Origin of the sequence: Xanthomonas sp. MLO165, assembly GCF_018831305.1 — a bacterium.
GTDB classification, from domain to species: Bacteria; Pseudomonadota; Gammaproteobacteria; order Xanthomonadales; family Xanthomonadaceae; genus Xanthomonas; species Xanthomonas arboricola.
On the sequence record NZ_CP029263.1, the window covers coordinates 3,079,155 to 3,091,164 of the forward strand.

The 12,010-nt window shown below is 67.5% G+C and carries 12 protein-coding genes; 8 read left to right on the plus strand and 4 right to left on the minus strand.

Annotated elements, in window-relative coordinates; translation table 11 throughout:
• Positions 1-120: 120 nt before the first annotated feature.
• The 3 genes from lptE to DGN21_RS12965 form a co-directional block, all read right to left on the minus strand.
• Positions 121-762: an LPS assembly lipoprotein LptE gene (lptE, locus tag DGN21_RS12955; RefSeq protein ID WP_024939734.1), complete on the minus strand. Its 642-nt coding sequence runs from the start codon at positions 760-762 to the stop codon at positions 121-123.
• A 222-nt stretch (positions 763-984) separates the two neighbouring features.
• Entirely contained in the window at positions 985-3,627 is a 2,643-nt protein-coding gene (leuS, locus tag DGN21_RS12960) for a leucine--tRNA ligase (protein ID WP_215824939.1), read from the minus strand.
• 71 nt (positions 3,628-3,698) lie between these two features.
• Positions 3,699-4,310 (minus strand): DUF998 domain-containing protein, encoded by a 612-nt coding sequence (locus DGN21_RS12965; RefSeq protein WP_039522279.1) that lies wholly within the window; start codon positions 4,308-4,310, stop codon positions 3,699-3,701.
• Between the two features lie 187 nt (positions 4,311-4,497).
• Between DGN21_RS12965 and trxA the strand changes: the two genes are divergently transcribed.
• The 4 genes from trxA (at position 4,498) to DGN21_RS12985 (ending at position 7,396) form a co-directional block, all read left to right on the plus strand.
• The gene (trxA, locus tag DGN21_RS12970; protein ID WP_039522282.1) at positions 4,498-5,355 is read left to right on the plus strand and encodes a thioredoxin; all 858 of its coding nucleotides are present in this window, start codon (positions 4,498-4,500) and stop codon (positions 5,353-5,355) included.
• 120 nt (positions 5,356-5,475) lie between these two features.
• Complete coding sequence (locus tag DGN21_RS12975) at positions 5,476-5,925, plus strand: DUF4442 domain-containing protein (protein WP_054591558.1); 450 nt, start codon at positions 5,476-5,478, stop codon at positions 5,923-5,925.
• Positions 5,926-6,096: 171 nt separating this feature from the next.
• The gene (locus DGN21_RS12980) at positions 6,097-6,339 is read left to right on the plus strand and encodes a DUF378 domain-containing protein (RefSeq protein WP_054591530.1); all 243 of its coding nucleotides are present in this window, start codon (positions 6,097-6,099) and stop codon (positions 6,337-6,339) included.
• 151 nt (positions 6,340-6,490) lie between these two features.
• Positions 6,491-7,396 (plus strand): peptidylprolyl isomerase, encoded by a 906-nt coding sequence (locus DGN21_RS12985; RefSeq protein WP_039523066.1) that lies wholly within the window; start codon positions 6,491-6,493, stop codon positions 7,394-7,396.
• A gap of 44 nt (positions 7,397-7,440) precedes the next feature.
• Here DGN21_RS12985 and DGN21_RS12990 read toward each other — a convergent pair whose 3' ends face one another.
• Positions 7,441-8,328 carry a DMT family transporter gene (locus DGN21_RS12990; protein ID WP_039522286.1) on the minus strand — a complete coding sequence of 296 codons (888 nt, stop codon included), beginning with the start codon at positions 8,326-8,328 and terminating at the stop codon, positions 7,441-7,443.
• Positions 8,329-8,498: 170 nt separating this feature from the next.
• On the opposite strand from DGN21_RS12990, the gene DGN21_RS12995 reads away from it, so the two are divergent.
• The 4 genes from DGN21_RS12995 (at position 8,499) to DGN21_RS13010 (ending at position 11,919) form a co-directional block, all read left to right on the plus strand.
• Positions 8,499-9,434: a LysR substrate-binding domain-containing protein gene (locus tag DGN21_RS12995; protein WP_039522288.1), complete on the plus strand. Its 936-nt coding sequence runs from the start codon at positions 8,499-8,501 to the stop codon at positions 9,432-9,434.
• A gap of 331 nt (positions 9,435-9,765) precedes the next feature.
• Positions 9,766-10,080: a metalloregulator ArsR/SmtB family transcription factor gene (locus tag DGN21_RS13000; protein WP_024939743.1), complete on the plus strand. Its 315-nt coding sequence runs from the start codon at positions 9,766-9,768 to the stop codon at positions 10,078-10,080.
• Between the two features lie 30 nt (positions 10,081-10,110).
• Complete coding sequence (locus DGN21_RS13005; RefSeq protein ID WP_215824940.1) at positions 10,111-11,544, plus strand: DUF2867 domain-containing protein; 1,434 nt, start codon at positions 10,111-10,113, stop codon at positions 11,542-11,544.
• An 81-nt stretch (positions 11,545-11,625) separates the two neighbouring features.
• Positions 11,626-11,919, plus strand: coding sequence for a hypothetical protein (locus tag DGN21_RS13010; RefSeq protein WP_046964921.1), 294 nt, complete (start codon positions 11,626-11,628; stop codon positions 11,917-11,919).
• The last annotated feature ends 91 nt before the right edge of the window (positions 11,920-12,010 follow it).

Here is a 12,010-nt window from a genome sequence, read left to right on the forward strand (position 1 = left end):
GCGACGATCGTCGGGGCATGCTCACCGCGCAGCAAGCGCGACATGCGCCTGGCGCACGCCAACTCCGCACAGCGTGCGCGGTTGTCCGGCAGATGCGCGGACGGGACGATCACCAGCTGCTCAGTTATTCGACGAAGACGCGGGCGGCAGCGAGGCCGGCACGCTCGATTCCGGCGTGGACGGCTGCACCGGCGGTGTGGTGGCCGGCTGCAGCGGCGCGCTGGGCGTGCTTTCCAGCGTCTCGCCGCGCTCCACACGCGCGCGCACGACGCTGTCGATGCGACGCAGGATCGAGGCCGACATGTCCTTGCGCAGTTCGTTGGCGAGGATCTCGCGCTCGGTCGCGGTGCCGGTGGCATCCACCGGTGGCGACACGTAGTCGCGCGACAGCTCGATCACCTGCTGCGGCACCAGCACCGAGCCGTTGGCGGTGGTGACGGTGAAGATGGCCGCATAGCGCAGGCTGTATTCCTGCGCGCGGCCCTGGCTGTCGATGGCGATCGGCAGATCGCCCCAGCGCTCGGACAACACCTGCACCTGCGCAAAGCCGGTCTTGGCATCTTCGTCGGCCAGGGTGGCGCCGGCGGCCTTGAGGCCACGCCGCAGCAACTTGGCCAGCTCGCTGTACTGCACCGCGGACTGCACCTTCACCGCAGGCGTGTCCGGCGGCAGCGCCAGCGAGTTGCGCAGATGGAAGCCGCAGGCGGTGAGGCTCGAGACCAGCACGAGGGACGCAGCGAAGGCAGTAGGAAATCGAATCATGGGCACAGTCTGGATGAGCGCCCCGGCGGCGGCAACAGGCGGCTAGCCTGCCCGAAACCGCGTGAACGGGGCTTGAGAGGGCGCCGCGAAAAACGCGGCGCCCGGGAATGACAAACGCGTCGCCACGCGCCGGTGAAATGAATGACCACACGCCACTGCGGCAATCTTACCTGCGCGTCGCCACGCCGGTCCGCGACACTGCCCGGACCGGCGTGGCAACGATCAGCCCGCCACGATATTCACGATCTTGCCGGGCACGATGATGATCTTGCGCACGCTCAGCCCTTCCAGGAACTTGGCCGCGTTCGGCTCGGCCTGGGCCAGCGCTTCGATCTGCTCGCGTCCGACGTCGGCGGCCACCTCGATGGTGCCGCGCAACTTGCCGTTGACCTGCACCGCCAGGGTCAGCGCGTCGCGCACCAGCGCGGCGGCATCGACCTGCGGAAACGCGACATCTTCCAGCAGCGTCTCGCCGTGGCCCAGCACCTGCCACAGGGTGTGGCTGGCGTGCGGGGTGATCGGGTTGAGCAGCAGCACCATCGCCTCCAGGGCTTCCTGGCGCACCGCCCGGCCCTGCGCACTGGCATCGTCGAACTTGGCCAGCGCGTTGGACAGTTCCATCACCGCGGCGATCGCGGTGTTGAAGCTGTGGCGGCGGCCATAGTCGTCGCTGACCTTGCCGATGGTTTCGTGGGTCTTGCGGCGGATCGCCTTCTGCTCGGCGCTCAGCGCGGCGGCGTCCAGTGCAACGGCAACGCCCTCGCCCACATGCTTGTGCACCTGCACCCACAGCCGGCGCATGAAGCGCGCCATGCCATCGACGCCGGCCTCGTTCCACTCCAGCGACTGCTCCGGCGGGGCGGCGAACATCGAGAACAGCCGCACCGTGTCGGCGCCGTACTTGGCCACCATCGACTGCGGGTCCACGCCGTTGTTCTTGGACTTGGACATCTTCTCGGTGCCGCCGATGTGCACCGGCTGGCCGTCGGCGATCAGCACCGCGCCGGTGACGCGGCCGCGCTCGTCGCGCTGGATCTCCACGTCGGCCGGATTGATCCAGTCCTTGCCGCCGTTATCGGCATCGCGATAGAAGGTGTCGGCGATGACCATGCCCTGGGTGAGCAGGTTGGTCACCGGCTCGTCGCTGTCCACCAGCCGCGCGTCGCGCATGAGCTTGTGATAGAAGCGGAAGTACATCAGGTGCAGGATCGCGTGCTCGATGCCGCCCACGTACAGGTCGGCCGGCATCCAGTAGTTGGCGCGGCGATCGACCATGTCGCGTGCGTTGGGGCTGGTGTAGCGCGCCACGTACCAGCTCGACTCCATGAAGGTGTCGAAGGTGTCGGTCTCGCGCTCGGCCGGGCCGCCGCAGTCCGGGCAGGTGGTCTGGCGCCAGGTCGGGTCGGTCTTGATCGGCGAACCCGTGCCGGCAAATTCCACGTTCTCCGGCAGCACCACCGGTAACTGGTCTTCCGGCACCGGCACCGCGCCGCACTTGGCGCAATAGATCACCGGGATCGGGCAGCCCCAATAGCGCTGGCGGCTGACGCCCCAGTCGCGCAGGCGGTAATTGACCCGGCGCTGGCCCTGGCCCTTGCGTTCGAAGCGCTCGGCCAGTGCCTCGAAGGCGCCGCCGAAATCCAGCCCGTCGAACTCGGCCGAATTGATCAGCTCCAGCGGGCGGCTCTTGTCGGTGTACCAGTCGCGCCACTGGCTGGCGTCCCAGCGCTGCTCGTCGTCGTTGCGCGGCTCGCGCAGCTTGACCACCTGCACAATCGGCAGCTTGTACTTGTTGGCGAACTCGAAATCGCGCTGGTCGTGGCCGGGCACCGCCATCACCGCGCCGGTGCCGTAGCCCATCAGCACGAAGTTGGCCACCCACACCGGCACCTGCTCGCCGCTGATCGGATGCACCGCGGTCAGGCCGGTGGCCATGCCGCGTTTTTCCTGGGTTTCCAGCTCGGCTTCGGAGACGCCGCCGTGCTTGAGCGTTTCCAGCAGCGCGGCCAGCTCCGGATTGGATTTGGCCGCATGCAGCGCCAGCGGATGCTCGGCGGCGATCGACACGAAGGTCACGCCCATCAGCGTGTCCGGGCGGGTGGTGAACACGCGCAGCGGGTCCAGCGGTGCACCGTCGGTGTCGCGCACGTCGAACTGGATCTCCAGCCCTTCCGAGCGGCCGATCCAGTTGCGCTGCATGGTCTTGACCGAATCCGGCCAGCCGTCCAGCTGGTCCAGGCCGTCGAGCAGTTCCTGCGCGTAGTCGGTGATGCGCAGGAACCACTGCGGGATCTCGCGTTTTTCCACCAGCGCGCCGGAGCGCCAGCCGCGGCCGTCGATGACCTGCTCGTTAGCAAGCACGGTCTGATCGATCGGGTCCCAGTTCACCACCGCGTTGCGGCGATAGGCCAGGCCCTTGCGCATCAGCCGGGTGAACATGCGCTGCTCGTGCACGTAGTACTCGGGCGTACAGGTGGCGAACTCGCGCGACCAGTCGATCGCATAGCCCAGCGATTTGAGCTGGCCGCGCATGTGGTCGATGTTGGCGTAGGTCCACTTGGCCGGCGCGGTCTTGTTCTTGATCGCCGCGTTTTCCGCCGGCAATCCGAACGCGTCCCAGCCCATCGGCTGCATCACGTTGTGGCCGGTCATGCGCTTGTAGCGGCTGACCACATCGGAGATGGTGTAGTTGCGCACATGGCCCATGTGCAGCGCACCGGACGGGTACGGCAGCATCGACAGGCAATAGAACTTCGGTTTGTCCGAAGTTTCGTCGACCTGGAAGGCGTGGGTGGCATCCCAGAACTGCTGGGCGGAGGTTTCGACCTGCTGCGGGTCGTAGGCGTTCGGTTCGACGGTGGACATTGGGAGCGGATGCTCGGGCGGTGCAAAGCGGCACAGGGTACCGCAGTGCAGCAGGTGCTCCAAACGCTGTCTCAGGTGGCGGGTCTGGCCGGCCAGCGCCAGGCCGCCACGGCGAGCCAGCCGACCCAGGCCAGGAACGCCAAGCGCTGGGCGATCGCCTGCCGCAGCAGGCCCGGCGGGCCGAACGCCAGCACCGCCACCAGCAGCCCCGCGCCCAGGCTCAGCCATGCCAGTGCGCGGGTGCCGGGCTGGTTGAGCAGCGCGGCGGCGAGCAGCAACATGCCCGGTACGAACGCCACCGCCCACAGCAGCCAGGCGGTGGCATGGGCCTGGCTGGCGCGCCCGTCCAGATCGGTGGGATCCAGGGGCAAGGCGCCCATGCCGAGAAAGGCCAGCCCGGCCAGTACGATCAACTGCCCGCCTACGCGCAGGCTCCAGCTGGATCTGGCCGGCATGCGCGCCAGCAGGCTGACTCCGGTGGCCATGCCGAGCGCACCGACCAGCACGAACGCCAGCAGGTTGAAGCCCAGCGCATGCGGCACCCCGTTGGCACCGAGCAGCGCAACCGGATGGCTGGCCTGCAGGTAACCGGGCAGTGCCACGCCGAAGCCGGCCACCGCCAGCACGAAGACGGTTGCGGCGACCAGGCCCAGGTAGCGCTGGGTGCCATCGATGCGTGTCATTGCCTTGCTCCAACGCGGGGCGCAGGCTGCGCCACCAGGACGCAGCATTGTCGTGCCGGGCGCGCGTGGCGTGAACCCCTGCCGGCGTGACGGCCGGCCACGCCATGCGCGCGGGCCGGCCAGCCTTGTGTCGGCCCGGTTTGCCACCATTACCTCCCACTGTTGCCGCAATCACTTCTGGAAGCCCATGTCCGACAAGCCGCACGTATTCGATGCCACCACCGACACCTTCGAGACCGAGGTCCTGCAGAAATCGTTGACGACACCGGTGCTGGTGGACTTCTGGGCCACCTGGTGCGGCCCCTGCAAGTCGTTGACGCCGATCCTTGAAAAGCTCGCCGCCGACTACAACGGCGCCTTCGAGCTGGCCAAGGTCGATGTGGACAAGGAGCAACAGATCGCCGCCGCGTTCCAGATCCGCTCGGTGCCGACGGTGTTCTTGGTCAAGGGCGGCGAGCTGGTCGATGGCTTCCCGGGCGCGATGCCGGAAGGCCAGGTGCGCGAATTCCTGACCCAGCACGGCGTGCTGCCGGCCGAGCCGCAGGTCGCCGAAGCACTGCCGCCGGCCCCGCTCGAGCCGCAGGACCAGGTCGCCGCGCTGCGTGAGGCGATCGCCGCCGAGCCGGACAAGGACGAGCTCAAGCTGGACCTGGCGTTGGCGCTGCTCAAGACCGGCGACACCGCCGAGGCCGAGCAATTGATCGACGCCCTGCCCGCCAACCTGGCCACCGACGACCGTGCGGTGCGCGCCAAGGCCCGGCTGAGCTTTGCCAATGTGCTCAAGGACGCGCCGGATGCCGACGCGCTGCAGGCCGCCGTTGCCGCCAACGGCGCCGACCTGCGCGCGCGCCATCTGCTTGGCGTGCGCCACCTGCTCGACGGCCACGACGAGGCCGCGCTGGAGCAGTTCCTGGAAATGCTGCGGCAGGACCGCGCCTTCGACGACAACCTGCCGCGGCGTAGCCTGATCGATGCGTTCCGGGTGATCGAGGACGAAGACCTGGTCGGCCGCTACCGCCGCAAGATGTCGTCGCTGGTGTTCTAAGCACCGCCGGCACCACGGCGCCCGGTCTGCAGGCCGGCCGGGCGCTGCCGTCACCGCCACAGCTTCCATACGCATGCGAATGGTATGCTGCAGACCCGCCACGCCATGGACCCTGGCCGCATGCGTGCTTCACTGTTCAAGCTCGGTATCAACCTGTGGCCGCCGTACCTGTTCGCCGGCATCCACGTCACCGCGTTGTCTCCCGACTACCGCTACGCACGCGTGGAACTGCGCCAGCGGCCGTGGAATCGCAATTACGTCGGCACCCATTTCGGCGGCAGCCTGTTTGCGATGACCGACCCGTTCTGGATGCTGCTGACCATGCAGAACCTGGGGCGCGACTACTACGTGTGGGACAAGGCCGGCAGCATCGAGTTCGTCAAACCCGGGCGCGGTACGGTGAGCGCGGAGTTCGTCATCGACGACAGCGTGCTGGCCGAGTTGCGCGCCGCCACCGCCAGTGGCGAAAAACATCTGCGCTGGTTCGAAAACGTGGTGCACAATCGCCAGGGCGAGGTGGTGGCACGGGTGCGCAAGCAGTTGTACGTCAAGCGCAAACCGGCACGCTGACACTGCGCCGTCGGCGCGCGGCCGGATGGCCAACACACTGCATCGGTTTCACGCGCGTCGGCTGGATGTGATCGTGGCGTGCGCAAGCCCGTCATGCCCTCGCGCACGCTCACGAGGTGTTGCGCGCGGCATGCGGACTCTGGGGTCTCCCAACCCACACGGACTGTCTTCATGAAAACGCTCAACGTCATCACCCTGGTGCTTCTTATCGTCGGCGGCTTGAACTGGGGCCTGGTCGGTCTGTTCCAGTTCGATCTGGTCGCCACGCTGTTCGGCGGCCAGGATGCCCTGCTGTCGCGTGTGGTCTACACGCTGGTCGGCATCTCTGCGTTGTGGCAGCTGGTCCCGCTGTTCCGTAACGACCATGACGCCAACGTTCACCACACCAGCCCGCACGTGCGCAACACCCCGTAAGCGCACAGCTGAAGCAGGCATGCGCGTGACAGCACGACGCCGGCGCATTCCGCCGGCGTCCTGCTATGCGTTTATGCACGTTGCGTCCAGGCGCTTTGCGTCCGGGCGCGTGGTCGGCAAGAATCGGGCATCCCTCCCGCTGGCTGCCTTCATGCTTCTGCGCACTGTTGCTTCCGCCTGCCTGCTTGCCCTGGTGTTACCCGCTGCCGCCAACGCGGCCTATCGCAGCCCGCAGCAGATCCTGGATGCCTCGCCGGCCAGCGCCTGGCGCGTGCTCGACCCCGAGCGCACGCTGTACCTGGAACTGGATGGCGGACGGGTGATCATCGAGCTGGCGCCGCAGTTTGCGCCCGCGCACGTGGGCAACATCCGCACCCTGGCGCACGAGCGCTTCTGGGACGGGCTCAGCATCTACCGTTCGCAGGACAACTTCGTGGTGCAGTTCGGCGACCCGGATGGCGAGACGCCGGCCAAGGCCAAGTCGCTGGGCTCGGCGAAGACGCACCTGCCGGCCGAATTCGAACGCCCGTCGCAGGGCCTGGATTTCCAGCGCCTGCCCGACAGCGATGGCTGGGCGGCGCAGGTTGGCTTTGTCGACGGCTTCCCGGTCGGGCGCGACAGCGCCAGCGGCAAGACCTGGCTGGCGCATTGCTACGGCACCCTGGGCGCCGGCCGCAACAACGACGAAGACAGCAGCATCGGCGCCGAGCTGTATGTGGTCACCGGGCAATCGCCGCGCCAGCTGGACCGCAACATCACCGTGGTCGGCCGCGTGGTCAAGGGCATGGAGTTGCTCAGCGTGATCCCGCGCGGACCGGACCCGATGGGTTTCTACGAAGACCCCGCGCAGCGCTCGCCGATCCGCGCCATTCGCCTGGCCAGCGAGGTGCCCATGCCCGAACGCACGCCACTGCAGTTGCTGCGCACCGACAGCCAGACCTTCCGCGATGTGGCCGAAGCGCGCCGCAATCGCAAGGACGATTTCTACAAGCGCCCGGCCGGGCATATCGATCTGTGCAATGTGCCGTTGCCGGTGCGGACGCCGCCGGCTGGCTAGTTGGGGATTGGGGATTGGGGATTCGTAAAAGCGGGCGCGCTGGCCTAGCGGGCGCGCTGGCTGAAGGCGACGCTGCCCAGGATCAGCACCGCGGCCACCAGCATGGTCCAGGTCAGCGGCTCGCCCAGCAGCGACCATGCCAGCAGTGCGCCGAATACCGGCACCAGATAGGTCACCGTGGAGGCGCGCGCCGGGCCGATGCGCTGGATCAGGCGGTAATACATCAGGAACGCCAACCCGGTGCACACCACGCCCAGCGCGGTGGCGCAGGCCCAGGCCACTGCCGGCACCGGCGTGGTTGGCCACTGCAACCAGGCCAGCGGTGCCAGCAGCAGCGCGCTGCAACCCAACGTGGACGCTGCCGATGCGGCCGGCGGCAAATCGCCCATGTGGCGCTTCACCAGGTTGTAGCCGATGCCGTACAGCAGCGACGCGGTGGCGCCCGCCAGTGCCGCCGGCCCCACGCTCAACCCGGCCGACTTGCCGGTGGCCAGCACCAGCACGCCGATGAAACCGATCAACAAGGCCAGCGCGCGACGCGTGCCGATCTTCTCGCCGAAGAACAGGAAGGCGATCAATGCGGTGAACAGCACCGTCATCGCATTGCAGATCGCACCGATCGCGGCCGGTGCGTGTTGCGCGCCCCAGGCGAACAGCAGGAACGGCAACGCGGAGTTGAGCACGCCGATCGCCGCCAGCATCGGCCAGCGACGCAGCGGGAAGCGTTCGCGCGCCAGCCACAGGAACGGCAACAGCACCAATGCACCGAGCGCCAGGCGGATTTCCACCAGCGCCACGGTGCCGAACCTGGGTGCGGCCACGCGCATGAACAGGAACGAGCAACCCCAGACGATGCCGAGAAACCCCAACTCCAGCGGGGTGCGCCATTCGCGTGCCGCAACCGCTGGCTGCGTCGCCGGCTGCGCGCTCATGGCCGCACCTGCGCACGCTGCCGTGATGTGCTGAAACCGCAAGAGACAACATCAGGCAAGCAGACGGGCATGGCACGATCATCGCGATGGGGTAATGCAGCATCGGTTGCAACCGCAGGCGCGACAAGCGCGTAGTATCGAGGCGGGCCACAAATCTCACTCATGCCTCGATGAACCTGCGCCCCACCCTGCTGCCCGCGCTGGGCGTGTTCGCCGCCGCCGCGCGCCACCAGAACTTCGCGCATGCCGCCGAAGAACTGCATCTGACCGCCAGCGCGGTCAGCCACCATGTGCGCAAGCTCGAAGCGCTGCTCGGCGTGACCCTGTTCCAGCGCTTGCCGCGCGGGGTCAAGCTCACCGCCGAGGGTCGCCAGCTGGCCGACGCCGCCACCGCTGCATTGGCCGAGATCGCCTCGGTGGCCGGCAACCTGCATCCGCGCGAAGATGCCATCCCGCTGCGCGTGACCACCTTGCGCTCGCTGTCGTACTGCTGGCTGTTGCCGCGGCTGCCGCGCTTCTGTCGCGCGCATCCGCATATCCGCATGGATCTGCAATCGGACGCGGCGTTTTCGCGCTTCGAAGAAGGCGGCCCGGATCTCGGCATCCGCTATGGCCAGGGCGCCTGGCCCGGATTGACCTCGCATCATCTGATGGACGACGAACTGTTTCCGGTGGCCTCGCCGTCACTGCCGGAGGTCGCTGCGCTACGCACGCCGGCGCAGATCGCGCAATTGCCGCTGCTCACCGACATGTCGCCGCAGGGCTGGCGCGACTGGTTCCGTGCCGCCCAGGTGCGCGGCACCACGCTGCCGCCGATGCATACCTTCAACGACAGCACCGACGCGATGCGCGCGGCGGTCTATGGCCTGGGCGCGGTGCTGGCGCGCAAGCACATCGCCCAACCGTACCTGCAGCGTTACGAGCTGGTGCGCCTGCCCGGCCCCACCCTCAAGGCACGCTACGCCTACTACATCGTGCACCCCAGTCACCGCGTCCCCGGCCCTGCGGCAATGGCGTTTATCGATTGGCTCAAGCGCGAGGCGCTGGACGAGCGCACCCCGATGCCTGCCTTGCCGGCAGAGCTGCTGGCACTGCCTGCAGCCTGAGGTGGCTGCTTGCATCGCTGCAACCTTGCATGCCGGGCCCTGCCTGCCTTGAGAACTTGAGCGCGGTGCCTGAGCCGATGCTGCCGGACTGATCTGGCATGCCTGGGCTGCAGGCCGCCAACCGCAAAAACCTTCAGCACCTATCGGCTGCGACCTGCCCCGCGGGCAGATCCCACGCGCCAGAGGCCTGGGCATCCCCCATCACGGCAACGTTGGCGACAGCCGCCAGCCGCGCCGGACCACCGCCGGGCAGTGCCGCGCCGAAAAGACGCTTGACATCGGCCGCAATAAAATCAATTAATTAGCTAATTCGTTAATTGCCTAATTCCTTATGTCCATCGACCGCATCTTCGAAGCCCTTGCCTCCCAGCCCCGCCGCAAGATGCTGGCGTGCCTGGCAGACCAGGAACTCACCGCCGGCCAGATCGGGCAGTTGTTCGAAATGAGCGCGCCAGCCATCTCGCGGCATCTGTCGGTGCTGGAAAGCGCCGGGCTGGTGTCCAGCGAACGGCGCGGCCAGTTCGTGGTCTACCGGCTCACCCCGGACAACATGGTCAACACGCTCAGCAGCTTTGCCTTCGAAGTCTGCCCGGCCTCGGCGCCGCTCAAGCGCAAGGCGCGCGCCTTAACCAAGAAGACCTCCTGACCTTCCTCCGGCCGCAAAGGACTCATGCCGATGATCAGCACGCCCCAGCAACGCCCTGCCGATGCACAGGCAGGTTTTCCGTCAGTCCGTCTGGAGTCCTACAGCGGCGGTCTGCCGGTGGAGGTCACGCTGATCGCACAGCTGGGCGTGGGCGCAGGCAACCCGTTGATCGAACAGGCCTGCCGCCGCCAGCGCGCGCATCCCAGTTTTCACGATGCGCTGGACGAGCCATCGGCACGCCTGGCCGGCACCGACTTTGCGCACGGCGAATCGACTGCCCTGTTCTCGTTTGCGGTGGGCGCCAACGGCCACCCGTTCCATCGCCACGCCGGCCATCGCATGTTCACCGCCATCACCGGCAGCAGCGGCGCGCAACTGCGCTTCTGCACCGCCTCGATGGAGCAGATCGAACAGGATCCACAGCACTTTCTGGCGGCGTTGCGGCATATCGATCTACCGGCCGACTGCCTATTCACCGTGCGCTTTGGCGGCGGCACCTGGCATCACTTCGCACCGCTCAAAGCGCAAGCCGCACACCCGGCATTTTTCGCACTGTCCTGCCACAGCGACGAGGCCGGCGGCGCGTTGAGCGATGCGGTGCGCGCACGCGTGCTGTCCGGCACCGCCGATATCGCCACGCTCACCGAAACGCTGCCGGAGGCGGTGATCGGGCTACTGGCCTCGGCGCAGGCACGCGCGCTGCAGATCCCCACCGTACGCCTGTCGTTGGCCGCATCGCCAGGCAGCAGCAGGTCTGCATGGTGCGGCCGGCTGCGCGCGCTCAGCGGCAGGCTGCGCCAGGCAGTGAGCCGGCTGCGTCGACCGGTGGGGTTCGTTGCAATGGCACCGCAGCTGGCGCAGGTCAGCGTGCATGCCGAGCCCAAGCCCGGCTCGCTACTGACCCGGCACCTGCAGGGCTTCGATCATCAGGACAGCGTACGTCTGCGCCTGCAGCCGCATGAGTTGCGTCAACGCGGTGCGCACACTTTGATGGCGTTGCTGCTGGAGGGGTTCACCGAGCGCGCGCCGCGCGGCGTGACCTGGTTGATGCGGCTGCGCAATGCGCTGGTGGCGCCGCTGCAGTTGCGAACTTCTCCGCTGGGCTGCCCGGTGTCTTCGTTGCTGTCGGCACAGCGCGACTGCCTGTTCGCAGGGCGATTCCCGGTACTTGCGCAAGACAACGCGCCACTGGATCGACGCGTGCAGGTATTGCTGGGCGCCGACGACCGCCACCTGGTCTTCCGCAGCAGCGTGGGCGTGGAAGTGCTGGAGGATGGCAGCGTGGAGCTCAGCCTGGAGACGCGCGTGGCCTGCCGCAACAGGTTTGGCCGCGTTTACATGGCCTTGGTGGACGGCGTGCACCATCGCTACATCGCACCGGCGCTACTGCGCACTGCCGCCCAGGCCCTGCTGGTGCCGGTACTGGAGACCACCGCATCACAGGCAACCGCGCGGCGCCCGTGAGCGGCCAGCGCACGCGGCCATCACCCGATCTTGCCTGACGGCTGCCTAGTCTTTGGGTCCCCAATCCAAGGAAGCTTTCCCATGCCGACTCTTCGCATGCGTATCACCGGCACCGACGACGACGCGCGTGCCATCGCCAACCTGCTGCAGAGCATCGAAGGCATCGAACACGTGGAAGAAGTCGACGACCTGATGCCGCACCTGGATGACGACGATTCCAGCTCGGCCGGCCTGTCCGACGATGAAGGTCCGGGCAGCCACGAGTTCGAAGTGGAAGCCGGCAATGAAGCCACTGCGCAGAAGGTGCGCGACGCCGTGCAGGAACTGGCCCTGCAGCTGGACGTGTTTGTCGAGTACGAATTCGACGAAGGCTGAGCCGGCTGCGTACCGACTGCGCTGCACTTGCGCGCAGTCGGTGTCTGGAGATGTTGCACACCATGCGCTGTACCGCGATCGTGGATCGCGT